Raw genomic sequence first — 18,549 nt, forward strand, 5'->3', positions numbered from 1 at the left:
CTACTTTGTTATCATAAACATCTTTCGCTACTACTGCGTCCTTAATATCAAACGGAACATAATCGTAACCAGATTTCAGAGTTTGCATTGCTACTGAGTCTGACGTGTTTAATTGCAAAGGTGTTGGGTCGATAGCTTTGTTACTCGCACAACCAGAAAGAGCCAAAGTTAGTGCAGCCATTGCAGGTACAAATAGTTTCTTCATTGGTAAATCCTTTAACGTGTGTTTTATGTCGTTGATATTTAAATGCTATAGCCTATTGCAGATCGTGCAATACTGCTCGGTGAAGAAAATTAAGGGGCACTGGAAATATTCAACCGACGAATGATACGTAACTACGGTTGCACATCAACAAGTAATTTCAGTTTTTGGGGTAAATTTAAATCAATTCTGTACGTTGTTGCCAAGCCAGATGAAAACGCTATTCATTGAACTCGTAAGATAATTCAATCTTGTTTATCATAAGCCAAACATTTAGAAGTACATGTGAGGTAATAGTGTCAGGATTAACAGAAGACCAACAACTGGTGGCTGATAGTGACGGCCATACTATGTGTTGTGCACTGCCTGGTAGTGGTAAAAGCCATACAATGGTGGCCTTAGCGGATAATCTGGTAAATAAAGACCCGTCATACAAATTGCTACTCATTACATTCACCAAAGCTGCTGCAGAGGAACTTAATGAGCGTCTTGCTCAGAAGATTCAAGGTAGTGGTAAATATCGCGCTAAAGCTGCAACGTTTGACTCTGTATTTGGGCAACAGCTAAGAAATGGTGGCCGAAATACTAAGAGAACCTTAGTGGGTGGTGAGCAATATAACTTCCTTGAAAGAGCAATGCGTCACGCTGGCCTGTCAATGGATATTGAAGAAGCAATGAATGCCATTGATACCTATGGACGGATGCTTAAGCCTGAACCAATAGGTGGGAAGGGGAGCAATCCGGGATGGTTAATTTATTTAGCATATTCGGACCTACTTAAGAAAAACAATTGCCAAGACTTTAACCTGATAGCGCGCTCAGCATACCTGGGTGTGCAAAACGGCACGTTGCCGCCGTGGGATGCAACCCATATCCTCGTTGATGAATTTCAGGATACGAGTGACATGCAGTATGCCTGGATCCAGATACATGGAGAAATGGGTGCAAAAATAGTGGTGGTAGGCGATGACGACCAATCTATCTACTCGTGGCGCGGGGCTGCAGGTTACCAGAATATGGTCAACTTTCAGGGTGACTTTAATGCGGTTGGTTACGTTTTGAAAATGTGCTTTCGCTGTCGGCCAGAAATACTCGCAGCCGCGAAAAGAGTTATCGAGTACAACGAGGACCGGGTATACAAAGATATGGTGTCCGGTAGGGAAGAGGGCGGCATAGTTAAACTCAAAGGATACTTAACGGCTGCGGATGAATTTCAGGGCATGGTACAAGCCATTACATCGGACAATCGCCAATGGGCTGTCCTTGGCCGTACCAACCGTATATTGGATGAAGCCGAAGGTTACCTAAAAATGCACGATATTCCATATCGTCGTTTAGGCGGTAAGAAGCTTTGGGATGATAATGTTGCGAATATTGTCCTCAAGTTGCTATGGAGTTTAGTACGTCCGAAAGACACTCGCTTCATTGGTGAGATCCTTGGTTGGTTGGGGGAAGATGAAGAAGCGATTCAAATGGTGACTCAAGCGTTAGCTCAAAAACGTACTTCCTTTGGTGACTTTATGCCACCAGCTTGGTTGGATTGGCGCCAGAGCTCTGAGCAATTACACCTCCATTGGAAAGACTGGGGGAGTGATACAATTACCAAGTCTGATTTGAATGTGCGGGTTAAAGCGATAGTCGATTTTCTTAAGATGCATCGCGGTGGGAAAAGTCGAGAAGCTAGGCTTATTGAACTGGTAGGAGACATCCTAATCAACCTTAAAGTGGAAGGTGGTTTTGTCGACCGGGTTGAATTGCTTTCAAAGAACTTAGCACCAAGCCAAAAGGGTGGGGATGAAGATACAGAACGTGGAGTTGTTACACTGTCCAGCCTTCATTCATCGAAAGGATTGCAGTGGGAGCAGGTTTGGATTTGTGGATCAAATCAAGGTGTATGTCCATCTAACAACTCGCTTGAGGAAGAATCAACGGGCGGTGTCCCGGAAGAGCGTAGGCTGTTCTATGTTGGAATGACTCGAGCAGTTGACGAACTTTATCTATCTTTTAACAGCGATCCTGATTCATCGGGAACGGCGAAGAAGAAAGAGCCATCTCAATTCTTAGCAGAAGGATTCCCCGAAGAATTGGCCTTAGCTGAGGAAAAACTACAGTTATTGGCCAAACAACGAAAAGATGAAGAACAGGAAGAGGCAGCATAAAATCCGTGGCGATTAAGTGGGTCTACAAAGTCGTATTTAATCGCCGCTGGTAAGGGTATTTATAGGTGCTTACGCTTTCAACGTGGGTTACTATTACAAGGTAAATTTCTTCTTTGGCATTAGCCCTTTCCCACAACTTTCCTCTCTTTTGAGAGACTTTGTTGGATTGTTTCAAGAAGAGCTGTGTTTTTTACTCACAACTGAATCCAAAGTAAGCTCGTTTGATAACTTTCAATCGTGATAAATACATAAATCTTATGTTCGCATAAGTAACTAAATATACTGCCGATTAGCTTGCCAGCTTCTCTGTAGTCATTAACAAAATTTGTTCTCATAAGGAGACTATGACTCTCCTTACGGGAAAAACTCATAGTATTCCTTTGTGCAAATTTTATTCATTTAAAATTTTCGGAGGAAATATTATGGCGTTTTTAGGATTGTTCGTTCTTGGTGTTTGTGTAATTGCTTTGCTTTACACCGGTGGTTCTGCTATCGAAAACAAGATTATTGAACACAAAAAGAAACTAGAAGAAGAAGCGATTATTGTACCAGAAATTGGTGGCTTCCTAGTTCATACCCACTCTGATGCTGAACGTGTTCACAACTTAGAAAAACTAACTGTGAGATTTGGTAAGCATGAGGGTAAGACATGGGCACAAGTTCCAACTGAGTATTTAACTTGGATGGTTCATGAAGATCACAAATACGTGCAACTTGCTCGTGTGATTCTTGCCGCTCGTCGTTCTGACTATACGTTCGTCTAACACCTAGTAGGTAACCACATTGCCTTTTAGGTGACGTGGTTTTGTTTTATTCAATTAAAGGAAAATACCATGTTACTTTTAGACATTATCGAAGCTATTACTGACGTCATTCTTTTGTTGTCATAGTAAAGCTCGTACTGTAAGGGTCGTACCTTATAGTGTTATGCACATTTTCACTTAGTGATTTTGTCATAACCGTTATGGAGCATATCTAGCTAGATGTAAGTTGAAGTTAACGCCTTTGGGCATTGGCTTTGGCTTACACTTGCTAGGTTTCTCTTTCAGGTCTACCACCTCAAGCGTTTTTACGCGAGAGCGTTTGAGGGTAGATCTGAATACAAAGAGAGGCATTCCATGACGACTGAAACCACACCTGAAACTCTAAACAGCACACTCGATACTGAATCAAACGTTTCATTGCATTACCGCGATAACGTAGTGAGCTTCCGAAAGAAAAGACCATCAACCACTATAAATTCTATGGCTAGAAAAAGTCATTTGCACCGCTGGGCTCGATACACAGAGCAGCCAGTAAAGTGCGCGGTTGTTGCAATTTCTATATAGGTCGCAGGGTTTCAGTTCGTCCTAGTTCGTTATCTTTATAACAAGCCTGGCAAGCTGCTTGGGGGAGGTTACTCTCCCCAGCAGTTCATTAATAAAACCAATTCAATCAAGCTGTTGGTCACACACCGACAGTTTAGGCGTTAGGCAGCAACTGTAAGACCTGACTAGCCACCGAATTTTTACCTGCACCTTAGTTGATTCATTTGCCTTTTGGCCTTTCCTCCCCATATTTTGGGATCGGGAATGTTGATGATCTAAGTGCTATCGTGACTTGTCTAATTGGATACTTTTCCTAACTGACACTATTACCTGTAATAGCATAAGTCACACCCCAAGTAGCTAATCTCACTACTCTAAAAAGAGATGTTTACTAGTCATTGACCAGCTATATAAATGGTCTTCAACCTGTCTTCAAGCTAACCACTTGTTGATAGATTTTACTTCCCGAACGGGTGGAGCTTTGTCCTTTACCTTTTTGGGTAAGATACTATATGCTCCGCTTACACGTTCAATAGCAAGCGTTTTAGCTTGTTTATAAACAAATCTGTGGAGCAACAAAATGATTAAAACAAACGAAAACACTGTTGGATTTGGTGGTACATGTGGTCGTGACTTGAAGATACTTGGTGGTAATAATGGACCTCGCTTTGGCGTTGTGTCTGTTTGTCAAACTACTTCATGGCGCAAAAAAGATGGACCCGGATTCAATGAGCGTAAAGTTTGGATGAATTTAAAACTTAACGATTATCAAATTCAGAAACTTGAACGCAATGGCGGTCTTTTTTCTGGTGATGAAATCTCTGTAAATGGTTTTCTCGTTCAGCGCAATGTAGGTGAAGAGGGTCATGTGATTACTGAGATTCAAGTTGAATCTATAGTGTCTCATATTCCTAAAGCACTTAGAGAGTTAGCTAAAGAGGCTGGTTTGAATTATTCATCTCAACCTCAACAAGCACCTCAACAAGCTGGTGGCCAAGGTCATTATGATCGTCAACCTCAGCAACATGCACCGCAGCAGCACGCACCTCAACGTGCACCGCAGCAGCAACAGCATTACAGCGCCCCTCAGAGCCCTGCACCGCAACATGCACCGCAGTACACTGATGACCAAATTCCACCACAACAAGGTGGAGATTGGGACGAAGAAGATTTTTATGGTAGCCGCCAACAGTAATAACTGACTGTTTGTCATTGCCATTGAAATTAAAACCTAAACCTAACCAACTTAAAAACCCATTTGGGAGATTTACTACTCCCTAATGGGGCAGTGATCTCCCTTTTTAAACCGACTGTGGAGGTCACCATGTCTACTAACAACTCTTGTAACTCAACCGATCCTAAACAAACAGCAGCTTACCTGAAACGTCGTTCGACGCGTCTACGTAAGAAAGCTCGTTTTGCTCGTGATGCTTCTACATGTGAACGCCTTATACATATGGCCGATCGTGCAGTAACTCGCGCAAACGAAATTTACTTTGCTGCTTGTTAAGGTGATGTCATGGCTAGTTTGATGTTTCAACTTGCGTCGTCCTGCAAAGGTCGAATCGAGCGGCACCGAACGGTAGGGGATAAGAATGCTCCTAAACGGATGCATATCTACTTTTCTCTTGATAGCCGGCAACGGTTTGTCATGACAGAAGAGAAAACAAAACAAGGCCGAGAATTTACAGAACTCAGAGAAGAGCAATTAGGCAAAAGTCTATGCGCTATCGAAGGGGAATGTATGCAAGAACTTGGCCTCGAGTAAATTTAGTAACTAAACCAATCTTTAATTAAACCAATCTGCCTAAGCAGGAATAACTCCTGCCAAAGCAGAAGTGTATTCCTCGTTTAAGCAGAACCAAAATTCTGTGGAGGAATTACACATGCAATACGACATCTTTGGTTCTATCGAAACTGCTTCTCAACCTAAACCACGTCAAGTTAAACCTAAAGCGAAGAAGAGCACCGCGCCTAAGAAACGCGTCACTGCACCTCGAGCTATGGTTGAAGACAAAGACGGTATCACAATGCGCCATGCCAATGCGTCACAGTCTATGCCTGATCACATGCTTTTGCTTTGCCCTGAGTACGATCCTGCAACTGATGAACTGTTACTTGATTGGGATGAAAACACATTGCTTGAACTATGGGATGGGATGTTACACGAACACCTTAAACAGCTACGTCAAACTAAACCTGGCTCAGCGACTCGTGAGGAAATCGTATCGTGGCAAGAAAGCGAATCCTTTAAGGATTTGTGTGCTGCGATTGGTTACCAACCTGACGATATTCGTGATGGTGTTCTTGAAGCGCTTCAAAACTACGACAGTGCCGCCCAGACTCGCAAAGTAATTAACATGCTTGTGAAGCTGGACCACAAAGTTGTAGATGAAGTAAATGAAATTGGCCTTTCACCGCGTGAATGTAATTCGCGTCGTTTTAAAGACCAATTAGCCGACTGGTTCTTGTCTGAGTTTCGCAAATGCAAAACCAGCAAAGCTAAGTGGGCAAAGGTAGCAACATTGATGCACTGTGACGAACTACGTGAACTAACCAGTAAAATCGGTATGGACATGGCAGGCGTTATCAACCGTATCAAACCAAAAATGTACTTTATTCAGAATCCAGAAGATTCTGAGTTCGACGTTTAATTAAACAACCAAAAACCAAACCAACCATGCCCAAAGGGGACGGCATAACTTCCCCTACGGGATAGTTGTGTTTGTCCTCTGCGGGTTTCTAAATCCTGTGGAGGAATTTTAAAATGACTAATACTGCAACTATTACTGCTCAACCAACTCAAGTTATCAACCGTGAAACAGCTAGCCAAATGTCTAATGAGCAATTGGTTAAGTTATTGGAGCTTAAAAACCCAATGATTGAGGACATTGTTTACAGTGACCCTCGCTGGAGCGAATTGGAACTGGTTGATGCCGGCGAAGTATTTGCACCACACATTCCGAAAGGCATGTTCAAGATCCAACGCCCTAAACACCGTCATCCAAAATGCATCGATTCGAATCCGACTTACATCCCTCAACGTGATGTACTTCGAGCAATCCTTGCTTGGTGGTGTGCTCCAACACGTAAGCTATCGCTTTTCATGTTTGGTGAAACAGGTACTGGTAAAACTGAAATGCTTTTATGGTTTGCTGACCGTATGAACTGGCCAGTGTCTTTAACCGCGGTGAATGAGAGTATGCGACCTGAAAAGGCTCAAGGCTCTTACATCTTGTTTAATGGCAAAACACCTTACCGTTACGGTAGTGTGGCAAGCGCTATGAAATATGGTTGGTGTCAGATTATGGATGAATGTGATAAAGGTTCAGGTGATTTCCTGAGTAAGCTTCACACTCCTGCTGAATACAAACCTTGGCAATTAGACGATACAGGCGAAATCATTACCCCACATAAAAACTTCCGTTTTTGCGCAACCGCGAATACGAATGGTGGTGGTGACATGACAGGTAGATACCATACCTCTCAACGTCTTGATGAAGCTTTCCGTCGTCGTTTTGCTTTCGTTGAATGTGATTATCCATCAGCTGCTGTGGAAGATAGTATCTTGTCTGCAAGTTACCCTGACATCAGCAAAGGCACTCGACACAAGATGATTAAGTTGGCTGGCCAAATGAGACTTGCACTTCGTGCACCTCAGCTGGAAGCCAAAGCGACCACACCGGAAGCACTTAAGAAACTGGCTCTGCCAGATGAACGTCTGTCTTGTGCATTCTCTACTCGTGTTCTAGTGGCATGGGCAGATTACATGACAATCTTTGGTGTTAAAAATGTTCCGTTGAGAGAGTCTTTCGACTTTGTATTCGGTAACAGCCTTGATGAAGCGGATGAACCTGCAGTTTATGCAATTGTTCATCGTATCTTCGGAGAGTCTTTCGACCACCCTGATGGTTGGAACGAGGCTAATGCATCGGGAAAGTAAGTAAGGGAACTGATCAGGAGAAGGACTATTGTTCTTCCCCTGAACAGGATGTTTCTAGCGTCAAATTTGAATGCTATGGAGCAATCCGACCGGATGGCAAGCAAAAGACTTGGGCAATTGGCCAAGATCAACGCGGTGTCCATACCTGGTTCACTGAGCCGGGCGGTTCCCAACTTGTTTATTACTTCAAGCCTTTAGTCACTGACTTTAATGGGTCAAACATTGAAGGTGAATTTTATGTTCGCAAGAAGATCACTGAAAAAGAAGGGAAAGGTTATGTCTCAATGGGGCAAAAAACCTTTAACTCTTTGACTCGAGCTTTTGTGTAACAAACCTAAAAATTAATCCTATGGGGATGCTTTTTACAATCTCCCCATAGGGGTTGATCTGTGACTGGTATTCCCTGGGTTGATTTGAATAACCAAACCAAACCAAACCAATATTCTGTGGAGGAATAACCATGTCACTATCAACTACTACTAACTCGTCTGTTATCGATCATGCAACGGCTGCTACTCAAGAGCTGTTGGATAACCACAAACAACTCAAAGAGGGGTGTGTGATTATCGGTTACGAAATGCGTAACTGGAGCGGTAAGAAGACATTTAGTGAAGGTAAAGTAACAGCGCTTGATTCAGGCGGTAAATCTGTTGAACTACCTGACGATCTAGTTTCACCGGGTCGTAAGTCACTTCTGGATACAAGAACACACCTTAGTTTCTGTAATAAGTTCGCTTCTCGATTTGGCCGCTTGTTCAATAAGTTTGGCGTTAGATTTATGGGTAACCATTTACTATCTGACTCTGCTCTTATCGAGCTGCTAAAAGAAGCTGAACCATTGGTTGAAGAGTATGAGCAAGAAGTTGATAACTTCTGTAGCAAGTATGAACAACTGATCACAGATTGGTGTCAGTCACATCCGGGATTGGAATCTGTCATTCGTGATGGGTACATGACTGTTGAGGAAGTTCGCGCTCGTTTCCGTCTGCGCATTTACAAACCTGTTCGTTTCACACCACGCGTTGAAGAAGATCTGGCAGATATTGTCGGTGAAGCTGCAGCACAGTTGTTCGAAGACATCGCTAAGGAAGCGCAAGCACTCCTTAAAGACTCTTTAACAATCAAAGATGGTAAAGCGAAAGGTTCACGTAAAGAAGAATGTACTCAAGATATTAAACGTCCACTGCGTCGCCTACGTGACAAAGTGTTCTCTCTGTACATGCTTGACCCGGTATTTGAAGGCGTTGTCGATATGTTTGACGATTTGCTGGATAAGGCTCTACCGAATACAGGCAAAATCAGAGGATCGCATTTCAGTAATCTTATGGCTCACGTCATGATGATGACTGACTCACACAAGCTTAAGCTACATGCATCGGGTATTAACCAGATTGCAGCTAAGGTAGCCGAAGTTGAAAGTGAGGAAGAGGAAGAAGAGCAATCAACAACGGCTGCAGATAACGCGCCTCAAGTTGATACCGGCATCGATGATGTTGAAGCGGAATTACTGCGTCAGCTAGAAATAGTTCGTCGTAATAAAGCTGCTAAAGCTCAAGCTCCAGTTGTTGAAACACCTGTTGTTGAAAAACCACAGGCAGTTCAATCTCAGCCAGTTGTTGAAAAACAACCAGTTGTAGATACACAACCTGTTGTTGCAGAACAGCCAGTTGTCGAACAGCAACCTACTGTTGACCAAGCACCTGTAGAAATGCCGGCGCCAATGGTTGAAGTACCTGTCGCTATGGAAGAACCGCTTCAAGTAGAACAAGCTGATGCTTCGTTTGACGATGTGGTTGTTGCAGAAGATGGTATTACAGTAGACCTTGATGCACTTGATACATTTGAAACTGTTACACCTGAGATTCCAGTAGCTGAGCCACAAAACGTGACTACATCTGGTTTCTTCTTTTAAAAAAACCTAACCCACGAGGGGAGTTATACTTCCCTTTGGGTTGTATTTCTCCCTGTGGGTTGACCAAAAACCAAACCACAGTGGAGGAATATCCTATGTCAATTAATACTGCAGATACTGCAATCGCTAAACCTGAAAACCCTGCGTTAGTAATGCGTCGTAAACAGGCACTTATACGTAAGTTTACTTTGCTTCAAACGATGAATACTGGCCGCAGCGTTGGTGTAAAAATTCAAGGTACCAAAGCTTGTACTTCGGGAAATACGACCACTTTGCCGCTAGGTAATATGGAAGACCCTGAGTACTTAGACATGCTTGAGGGCATGATTGATCATGAAAATGGTCACTGTAAGCACACTGATTTTTCAGAGTGGTACAGCATCAACAATAAGATGGTCAGACGCCTTACGAATATCTTTGAAGATGTTCGAATCGAGAAACTTGTCGGGCATGAGTACCCTGGCTCTAAAACTAACTTGTTAAAGCTGGTTCAGATTGCGATTAAACGCGGTTTATTTAGTGCACCATCTCATGAGGATGACCTTGTACGATTGGTTCAGAAGTACATCTTGTACACTGGCCGCTACAAGCACCTCGACCAATACCCACTCAAAGACTTCTCTCAAGATGCTGCTTTTTACCTAAGTCGCGCATTACCAAATGCGTTTCCTAAGTTAGAAGCCATTCTTACTGATTCTGCCAATGACCATTCAACTGCTGATGCTCGTCGTCGTGCGGAAGATGTACTAAAGGTTTTGCAGGAAGAGTTTGAAGACCAACAGCAACAGGAAGAAGAACAGGATCAAGATGAAAACCAAGATGATAAATCTGGTGACTCTGGTTCTAACTCTGAAAATGATGAAGAACAGTCCGAGTCTGATGACTCTGATAACTCAGAAAGTTCAGATGATAAGGGTGAAGGTGATCAGTCTGGTGACCAAGATTCTGAATCTGATGATAAAGGTGATGATAACCAATCTGGTAAATCTGAAACTGAATCTGATGATGAAGAAGGTGACGATAACCAATCTGGCGATTCAAAGTCTGACTCTGATGACGAAGGTGATGATGAACAGAATGGTGGTTCTGACGCTGAATCTGACGATGAAGGTGACGATAGCCAATCTGGTGATTCAAAGTCTGATTCTGATGACGAAGGTGATGATGAACAGAAAGGTGGTTCAGATGCAGAGTCTGACGACGAAGGTGATGATAACCAATCTGGTGATTCAAAATCTGACTCTGATGACCAAGGCAATGATGAACAATCTGGTCAATCAAGCACTGATTCAAATGATGATGCAGACGGCGATGATTCTGAAAGTCAGTCAGAAACTGACAGCTTCTCAAATCAGGTAAGCTCTCAAGAAATTGAGAAAGCTATCAATGCCGACGACGACGACCTATTGGAAGACATGCATGATGGTATTCGCCGCATGATGGAAGATAAGGCCGAAGAAAACTTGGAAGAATTCCAAGAGGAATATGGTAACCAGTATTCGGCGCCTACTATGGCCTACCGATGCGATAAGTCACCAGATGCCGCAGGCATTCCATTATGGATGTCACAGGCTAGACAGCAATCACAGCGAGTAAAATTGGTGCTTAACAGCATTCTAAATGATCGCAACCGTGTAAAGCGTAGCTATGAAAACTCAGGTACTGAAATCTGTGCTGGCACTCTTTGGGGTGTTTCTGCAGGTAACAACCGCGTTTTCAAAACAGAAACTATCTCTAAGTCGCCTAATACTGCTTTTTCAATCTTGATTGATAGAAGCGGTTCAATGCAAGGCCCAAACATGGAGATGGCCAATGTAGCAGCTTTCGCAATCGGTCAAGCTATTGAGTTCATCAAAGGCGCTGAGTGTGAAGTGCTTTACTACCCATTTTACGACGCAGTTCGTCAAGATGGATATGTTCACATTGCTAAGTCATTTACTGAGCGAATGAACTCTGTTGCCCAAAGAAGCTTCAACGTCCATGCCGACCACGGCACACCGACTGCCGAAGCGCTTCAAGGTGCAACTGCTCGTTTAGGTTTACGCAAAGAACCTAAAAAGGTGCTTTTCCTAATTACAGACGGACAAACCAGCGGTGCTACGGTACAAGCTGCTTTGCGAGAATGTGATGTTATGGGAATCACCGTTATTGGTATCGGTATCGGAACAGGTCAACTGGCCGGCTTCGAACATCGACCTTACTTTGCGATTAATAGTGCGAATGAATTAGCAAATTCATTATTCGCCTACCTAAGAACATACTACCGCGGATAGACCTCAACCAAGGTCACCGCAAAAACAACCAAACCCAGAGGGGCGACATACCTGACCCCTTTGGGGATCAGTGTGTGTCAATCCTCTACAACCAAAAATTCTGTGGAGGAATTATTATGCAAGTGACTATCATTGAGACATTTAAATACGGCGTGTATATGAAAGCTGCAACTACTGTCATTGACGGTCGTGAACAATTCTTAACTGGAAGAATGATTTCGGGTCCTGGCTTTGCCAAGTTCTTAAGTCAATTCGAAGACGGTATGGATCGTGTAACGATTGTTGAAATGTCTAGTTCGGCATTCAAGATTAAGGGCGTAATGAAGCTTGAGAAATCAGCTGTTGCACCGAGTAATCAACGTGAAGAAGTAGTGGCGTAAGCCACTTACTTTTTTCATATCAACTGTTGCCGTGGGGACTACCAAAACTTCCGGTAACAGGAGTTTTGGAGTCCCTACGGGAATTCAATTGTACGATTATTCGGAGGCAACCAATGTACGCACAACGCCAATCAAAAATAGAAAAAGTTCGCGCAATCGCGGATGGTAAGTGGGACGTAGTATTTGGGGCTTTCCCTCAACTATCCACTGCTATCAAGAAGGCGCCGCAACAAGTTCCATGTCCAGTTTCACCAAATGCTAAAAAATCCTCAACACAGTTCCGATTCTTTAAAGATTGGGTTCAAACTGGGGGCGCATACCACAATAAAGATGGCGCTATGCCTGATGGTATTGAGGTGGTTAGCTGGATTGAAGGATGCAGTAAGTCAGAAGCAATGGATACGATCGTCAGCATTTTAGGTGGCGATATTTCCACTGTGTCTGATGAACAAATCCGATGGAAACAACAACAAATGCAGCAAGCTCGTGAGCAGTACTGTGATGAAGAAGAAAAGCTAAAACGCATGAACAGAGTTCGTGGCGTGGCGCAAACTTCTATTCCCGCAGCACAAGCTCCAGAGCTACATGCATATCTACGTAGCCGTGGTTTAAAAGGTGATTTTTCAAAATTGCCTAACACTATTCGCTATCACAACCGATTACGTTACCCAACTTCGTTCCGCGAAGAAGGTGATAACCGTAATCCTTGGTACTCCGCAATGCTTGGTACATTCAGAGATAAAGATGGAAAGAACTGTTCTTTGCATCGTACTTTTCTTTCGAATGGCAAAAAGGCACCGGAAAAGAAAACCAAGCTTCTTATGTCTCCACCGTGGGATATTCGAGGTGGTTACATTGCTATGGATGATCCAATCGTTTACGAAGCAGAAGACGGCCTTGATTTGGCTATCATCGGCTACTGTGAAGGGATGGAAACTGCTTTGGCAATTCGTGAAGCAACCGGCATTCCAATGCGTCCTCACTACTCGAGCTCATTACTGAAACTTGCCAGTGGCGTAGTTGTTCAGGGAGTTCCCAAGCACCGTACTCTTATTACTCTTTGGGGTGATAACGATCGTTCTGGTGATGGTCAAACGACAGTTCAAGAATTGGCTGAAAGATTGAGAGAAGAGGGCTATTTGGTTGAAGTATTCGTACCTGACTATGAAATCCCAGAAGGTAAAACTTCTGTGGACTGGCTGGACGTATACGTAGAAGAAGGTGCGGTAGGTTTTCCTATCGAACTGAGTCAAAGCGTAGGTATCAACGCGTTTTAAATTAACTGCGATGCTCTGTCATCGCCTTTACCCACAGGGGAACACTTTCCCCTGCGGGATAAGTGTTTCCTTGTTATGAGGAAATACACAATGCAAGCTTCAAAACATGTTTCAGATTACTACTTCAATATCTACTCTGCTGGCCAACAGGCTCATGCAGATAAGAAAGGACGTAATGCTAATCCATACCCGGTTTTAAGTAACCAAAGAGCAGTATGGGAAAGCGGTTATGCAGATTCAATGGCACTGGCTCGGGAGGCTGTTATTTAACAACAAATAACACTCACTGTTGTTCATCAACATAGAAAACCAACTAAAGCAAAGACAAGGAATCAAGATATGACTGTACAACGCGCTCCAATTGAAATGACATTTGAAGAATGGTTCGAAAAATTCAAACCAGTAGCAAACCCAACCGGTGACGGCTTCGTGCAAGTTGACGATGTTTGTTATGTGTTTGGTCTACATGGCTCGGATTTATCGAAAGTTCAGGCAGCTGACCCTAACTGTGTTTGGACCCTTATAGAAAGCGATGATGTTGACTGCGATGAAGATGATGAAGAAGACTACGATACAGTTCTTCTCATCTCTGACGGTTACCACAGAGTGAATCGAATGGGGCATTTCATCACTGAGGTTCCTGCAGACCCTGAGAGCTTCTATGAAATTAGCTACGACTAACCGTGGCTTCGTCCTGACCCTTTTTCCTTATTGGATTAAGGGTTTGGCACCACCATTTATGTAGGACGCAGTAGCGTCCTGCTGGTGGCTTATTCGAGAGTATTGAATTCAGTACTGCCGAATGTGTCATCATATGACTCCACCGCGTGTCATGCGCGCTGAAAGAAAAACCATACCCTATAAACTTTTTCATATCGTAGCTTTGCTGCCTTCCACTTCCTTCTTGGATGCCTGGATGATGATTAGTTCTTAGGTTCGCTAGCCAGTAAGATTCAAAAACTCTTTGAAACTGACCGGGCAGCATCAAGTAGAAGATAAGCACTACTCTAAAATCGCTTTCAAATAGGTCACAACGTAACGTTATGACACCCTCAAACTGTCTGTTTGCCAACCACACTCAGATAGAAACCTAGTAATAAAGCCAACTGGCCACAAACGCCATTGGCGCATGTGGTCTATCCCTTATGTTCTCGGAGGAACACATGTATAAATTAATACGAAAACAACCAATCATTGCATTAGTTCTACTGATCGCCCTTATCTGGTTTTGCTGGTCGAAAATCTTTGACGTCTACTCGGACAACGGCTTTTTACCCGCTTTTGGTCTTTTTATCTGTTTCGTGTGCTTTTTTAGAGCATTGACAGAAATGGTTAAACGTTCAAAAGCAAAAGTAGAATCAGAAGGAGTCGAACATGAATAATGCACAAATTATCCGTTCAATTATTTTTGCTTGGGCAGATATAGAAACAGGTGGTCTGGATGGTAAGTTAAAGAATGGCGAACTCGGTATGCAGGTTTATCCAATACTCGAAATTGCAATTCACCTAACGGATGCTGATCTGAATATCATCGATGGCGATGGTTTCAGAGTTGTTATCCACCACCCAGAAGAAGTTCTACAGTCAATGGATCAGTGGAGCATCGACCAACATACTAAAACCGGTTTGTTGGATGAAGTTCGTCAATCGACAATAACACTGGCCGAAGCGGAACAGATGGCACTTGATCATCTTAAGAAGCATAACGCTGAACCTTATAACAGGAAGGAAAAGCGCGGGACAGTCATGGCAGGCAATTCAATTAAATTGGATCGCAATTACCTGTGCTGTCAAATGCCGGCTCTTCACGAGTACTTTCACTATCGACAAGCTGATGTATCTGCCATCGCACTCTTCGTTAGAGAGTGGCGCCCAGATATTGAAGCATCCGTTCAGAAGAAATATCAACACCTGGCTATGGAAGACCTACGAGAGTCCATCATGGAAGCGAAAGTCTATAAAGACCGACTCTTCAATAAGGACGCTGTAGTTTCTAAGTCAGGTAGCACTGATGTTTTAGGTTCCATTTTGTTTTTGGCCGAGGATATGACTCGCGCATTGCAGCGATTTGATTTTGATGCTCCTGAGTATCTGAATGATCCTGCTATCCAAAACTTAAAAAGGGACTTATTGAATTTGCACGATAGACAAGTTGGCCTTGCCAATGATGTTACTCAAGGTTAAGGAAAGCTTTATGTTCAAGATCGCTGACTATGGAAATGACACTGAATGTGCCAATGGCCAAGAGCTAATGGCTTCACTCAGAGGAAAATACGCTGGTAAATCTGTCAGTATCCATTATCGCCGCAAATCCGGGATTACCTGGACTGAGTTTGTTGACGTAAGTACGGAAGGTCATGTGACTGATTCATACAACGGCAACGACTTTAACTTGGCTGATGTACTGGAAAAAGCCGCCGGCTAACAAAACCACCATTAATAAACCACCCATAAGGGACACAACATTCCCTTACTGGGGAAGTTGTGTCACTTCAACCATTCTGTGGAGGAATGACACAATGAAAACACTACCATCAAAACTGTTTAACTTAGTCAAACGTATTACGACTTACCTATACCTAGCGGTTACCTTTTATGTGAAGACCCGCGACGTAAACCTTGCCTTGGAGTTAGTCGGTATTAACCGAGCAATTGCTGGGGTAAAGGTTGTTAGATTGATTCGTGATTATCGGGTAGCTGGAGTATTTATGGATTTCATCAATACGAGCTCCGAACGTGACAGAAAGTTAAAACGTAGATACTTGCTTTCTCTTTTACCAAAAGACGAAAGTGTATTGGATAGTTATGATCTGCATGCTCGTTATAGAAAGGAATACGATCGGCTAACAGTTCGACCGCTAAAAAAAGCTTCAACCTTTCTTAAACGTCTAATCCGTGATCTGCCTACTTTGCCATTTGCTGTCCTACTAATTGTCCTTGCTGTTCCTGCAAACAAAGCCATACAACGCCACCTTGGTTTGACCAAGAATGAGGGGTATGAGCTTATAGGGACAGTTTTTGACATGTTGCATGGATACCTTACGCAAGGTCACTCATTTGAGTATATTTGGCCGTTCTATTTCGGAGATTCAACGAAACTAAGTAGTTGGACCAAGTTAGTGCGTTACTCGATGGTTGCTGTGCCATTTGCGTGCCGCCAAAAAGTGATCTCTGACTTTCGCAATCAGCGCAACGCATACCGCGTAAAGTCAAAAGAGTACACATTGGCACGTAAGGCATTAGCGTAATCCATCCTACCCATTGAGGGCGACCTCATTGGGGGAGCTCTCGCTACTTAAAGGCATCAACATGAAGTTCTATTACTACCCAACCATTAACTCCGATAAAAACAGCCTAGAGCTAGCGGAAACCCCTGAAATTCTCACTTATGACCAACATGCAAAATCTTGGAAACAAGAGGATGGCACCTGTTATCAAACAGCAGGTTCTACATTGGTACCGATCAGCAATGACGAAGAGAAATTCGAATGCCTAACAGGTCACTTCCTTATTGAAGTAACAGACCCTTATGGCAAAAAAGGACGTTTCAAATTGCAAGCTGCTAATGACATCGTTGATTACTGCAGCGCTCCTGGCGTTGTATGCGACGATGAAGTAGAAGGGCAGGCACTCGCTGACTGTGGAATTGCTAAACCAGAAATGGAACATAGCTTCATTCCCCATATCGTTTCTTATGGCTTTAATGAAGTGTCTGAAACCAAAGGCACTATGGAATTAGAGTTATATGTAAGTGAAGGCGAGCCAACCGGTGAAGAGGAAATATTTCACTGGGAAGTTCTCTGAGTTAATAAACCAATAAACCAACCCATGCGGGACACACCGCTGGGTGTTGTTCCGCTTTTTTCTGTGGAGGAACAACGATGGACATTGAAACACAAGTTTTAGTCGAACTGATAAAAGCTGGTGGTCATATCCTAACGGCAACGATCCCAAGCCTGACTACATTTGTCGTAGGCAAAAAGATCATCAAAAATGCCAATCTAAAGGAAAATTATCTTATCGCTCTAAATGACATTCGGTATTTGCTGGGTGTTGAAGCTCTCCATTGTAGAGAACACAAAGAGCGCGACGGTAAACCATTAAAGCAAACCATTCGTAACGCTGTCACCGCTGAGCGAAACTTAGAGTGGAGTGGTAAAAACACTCAATCTCAAGTCATTCGACGTATTGAAAAACTTAAATAAACCAACTAACCCAGAGGGTAACTAATGCCCTCTGGGTAATTAGTCCCTCTGAAATTTATGTTCGGAGGAACAACAGATGAAATATCAACTTAAATCAGGCCTATCAATCTTTCTAGTCACTGTAATTTTCGAAGACACTGTTCACGTAAATTGCGGTCAAGGTTTTACTGACACAGTGCATCGTTATGCGATCGCTGATTCAAAATCTGTGGCTGAAAAACTTGCTACTGAGCATTTTGAGCGTCAGGGACTAGCTGTGAGAATAAGTGATGGCTTTGAATCAACGCGAACCACAGTAAACAGTCTTATACGCAAAGACGTTCTTGGTTTTGATGCGGGAGTAACTGAAAGTGCTTAATTTAGTTCCGATCGCCAAATCAAGTCTTGTCACTACCAAAAGTCGCGTTTGCCGTGGAGGTTGGCTTAAGCCAACGTTCATTGCTGCACTCAAATGGCAGTGGGCATCAAGTACCTGTAAAACACATAGTGAGCAATTAAACAAGCAGCTGGATGACTTCAATTGGAGTATCCACTGTGACCTTTACAGCTTATCTAGCATGCTTAAACAGCATGTTGGATTAGAGGGTAGGGATTTCTATTCTCGTGTTGTGTTTACTGAAAAGCCGCATGATGGCCATTATAAATACTGGAAGTTAATTGGTTCGAGCTGTGCAACCGGGGAAGATAAACTCCTTTCGTTTCGCCTCTACGAGTCACCGACAAATCCAGACAAAATGGCAATTGTATTTGAAACCGTAAGTGGGTTATTTGGGAAAGCTGCTTGGGACTTCGATAAGCTGGAAATCTTCTCGGAAGAGATGTTTTCAGAATTGACCTGGGCGCCTGACTTTTGACCTGACTTCGTGTTCAAAAACAAGCGTTAATTTATGA

General features: G+C 43.2%; 22 protein-coding genes. 21 read left to right on the top strand and 1 reads right to left on the bottom strand.

Annotation, left to right across the window (positions count from 1 at the left end; translation table 11 throughout):
• On the bottom strand, positions 1–205 hold a 205-nt coding region (locus R7Q39_RS25720), incomplete at its 3' end, for a hypothetical protein (protein ID WP_318077057.1).
• Between the two features lie 293 nt (positions 206–498).
• Between R7Q39_RS25720 and R7Q39_RS25725 the strand changes: the two genes are divergently transcribed.
• The 21 genes from R7Q39_RS25725 to R7Q39_RS25825 all read left to right on the top strand — a co-directional run bounded on the left by R7Q39_RS25725 (position 499) and on the right by R7Q39_RS25825 (position 18,512).
• Positions 499–2,361, top strand: coding sequence for an ATP-dependent helicase (locus R7Q39_RS25725; RefSeq protein ID WP_225478127.1), 1,863 nt, complete (start codon positions 499–501; stop codon positions 2,359–2,361).
• Between the two features lie 422 nt (positions 2,362–2,783).
• Positions 2,784–3,125 carry a putative quorum-sensing-regulated virulence factor gene (locus R7Q39_RS25730; RefSeq protein ID WP_053409879.1) on the top strand — a complete coding sequence of 114 codons (342 nt, stop codon included), beginning with the start codon at positions 2,784–2,786 and terminating at the stop codon, positions 3,123–3,125.
• 354 nt (positions 3,126–3,479) lie between these two features.
• Positions 3,480–3,689, top strand: coding sequence for a hypothetical protein (locus R7Q39_RS25735; protein WP_318077058.1), 210 nt, complete (start codon positions 3,480–3,482; stop codon positions 3,687–3,689).
• A gap of 559 nt (positions 3,690–4,248) precedes the next feature.
• A complete protein-coding gene (locus tag R7Q39_RS25740) occupies positions 4,249–4,863 on the top strand; it encodes a hypothetical protein (protein ID WP_225478128.1) in 615 nt (204 codons plus the stop codon).
• A 129-nt stretch (positions 4,864–4,992) separates the two neighbouring features.
• The gene (locus tag R7Q39_RS25745; protein ID WP_225478129.1) at positions 4,993–5,178 is read left to right on the top strand and encodes a hypothetical protein; all 186 of its coding nucleotides are present in this window, start codon (positions 4,993–4,995) and stop codon (positions 5,176–5,178) included.
• Positions 5,179–5,187: 9 nt separating this feature from the next.
• Positions 5,188–5,436 carry a hypothetical protein gene (locus R7Q39_RS25750; protein WP_053409882.1) on the top strand — a complete coding sequence of 83 codons (249 nt, stop codon included), beginning with the start codon at positions 5,188–5,190 and terminating at the stop codon, positions 5,434–5,436.
• Between the two features lie 118 nt (positions 5,437–5,554).
• Entirely contained in the window at positions 5,555–6,322 is a 768-nt protein-coding gene (locus R7Q39_RS25755; protein WP_053409883.1) for a hypothetical protein, read from the top strand.
• Positions 6,323–6,435: 113 nt separating this feature from the next.
• Positions 6,436–7,611: an AAA family ATPase gene (locus tag R7Q39_RS25760; protein ID WP_079324386.1), complete on the top strand. Its 1,176-nt coding sequence runs from the start codon at positions 6,436–6,438 to the stop codon at positions 7,609–7,611.
• A 460-nt stretch (positions 7,612–8,071) separates the two neighbouring features.
• Complete coding sequence (locus R7Q39_RS25765) at positions 8,072–9,523, top strand: DUF3150 domain-containing protein (protein ID WP_225478130.1); 1,452 nt, start codon at positions 8,072–8,074, stop codon at positions 9,521–9,523.
• Between the two features lie 95 nt (positions 9,524–9,618).
• Positions 9,619–11,796: a VWA domain-containing protein gene (locus tag R7Q39_RS25770; RefSeq protein ID WP_225478131.1), complete on the top strand. Its 2,178-nt coding sequence runs from the start codon at positions 9,619–9,621 to the stop codon at positions 11,794–11,796.
• A gap of 116 nt (positions 11,797–11,912) precedes the next feature.
• Positions 11,913–12,176: a hypothetical protein gene (locus R7Q39_RS25775; RefSeq protein WP_225478132.1), complete on the top strand. Its 264-nt coding sequence runs from the start codon at positions 11,913–11,915 to the stop codon at positions 12,174–12,176.
• A gap of 113 nt (positions 12,177–12,289) precedes the next feature.
• On the top strand, positions 12,290–13,453 hold the full coding sequence (locus R7Q39_RS25780) for a toprim domain-containing protein (protein WP_053409888.1): 1,164 nt from the start codon (positions 12,290–12,292) through the stop codon (positions 13,451–13,453).
• Between the two features lie 90 nt (positions 13,454–13,543).
• Complete coding sequence (locus R7Q39_RS25785; RefSeq protein WP_053409889.1) at positions 13,544–13,723, top strand: hypothetical protein; 180 nt, start codon at positions 13,544–13,546, stop codon at positions 13,721–13,723.
• Positions 13,724–13,792: 69 nt separating this feature from the next.
• The gene (locus R7Q39_RS25790) at positions 13,793–14,134 is read left to right on the top strand and encodes a hypothetical protein (RefSeq protein ID WP_169600741.1); all 342 of its coding nucleotides are present in this window, start codon (positions 13,793–13,795) and stop codon (positions 14,132–14,134) included.
• A 693-nt stretch (positions 14,135–14,827) separates the two neighbouring features.
• Positions 14,828–15,637 (top strand): oligoribonuclease, encoded by an 810-nt coding sequence (gene orn / locus R7Q39_RS25795; protein ID WP_225478133.1) that lies wholly within the window; start codon positions 14,828–14,830, stop codon positions 15,635–15,637.
• 10 nt (positions 15,638–15,647) lie between these two features.
• On the top strand, positions 15,648–15,878 hold the full coding sequence (locus tag R7Q39_RS25800; protein WP_225478134.1) for a hypothetical protein: 231 nt from the start codon (positions 15,648–15,650) through the stop codon (positions 15,876–15,878).
• Positions 15,879–15,972: 94 nt separating this feature from the next.
• Positions 15,973–16,701, top strand: a complete 729-nt coding sequence (locus R7Q39_RS25805; RefSeq protein WP_225478135.1) for a hypothetical protein — start codon at positions 15,973–15,975, stop codon at positions 16,699–16,701.
• A gap of 61 nt (positions 16,702–16,762) precedes the next feature.
• Positions 16,763–17,257, top strand: a complete 495-nt coding sequence (locus R7Q39_RS25810; RefSeq protein ID WP_225478136.1) for a hypothetical protein — start codon at positions 16,763–16,765, stop codon at positions 17,255–17,257.
• Between the two features lie 77 nt (positions 17,258–17,334).
• The gene (locus tag R7Q39_RS25815; RefSeq protein ID WP_225478137.1) at positions 17,335–17,658 is read left to right on the top strand and encodes a hypothetical protein; all 324 of its coding nucleotides are present in this window, start codon (positions 17,335–17,337) and stop codon (positions 17,656–17,658) included.
• Between the two features lie 76 nt (positions 17,659–17,734).
• Complete coding sequence (locus R7Q39_RS25820; protein ID WP_053409895.1) at positions 17,735–18,016, top strand: hypothetical protein; 282 nt, start codon at positions 17,735–17,737, stop codon at positions 18,014–18,016.
• Complete coding sequence (locus tag R7Q39_RS25825; protein ID WP_225478138.1) at positions 18,009–18,512, top strand: hypothetical protein; 504 nt, start codon at positions 18,009–18,011, stop codon at positions 18,510–18,512. The genes R7Q39_RS25820 and R7Q39_RS25825 overlap by 8 nt, the downstream gene beginning before the upstream one ends.
• Positions 18,513–18,549: the final 37 nt, after the last annotated feature.

The sequence above is a fragment of the Vibrio sp. 947 genome (assembly GCF_033339115.1).
GTDB lineage: Bacteria > Pseudomonadota > Gammaproteobacteria > Enterobacterales > Vibrionaceae > Vibrio > Vibrio alginolyticus.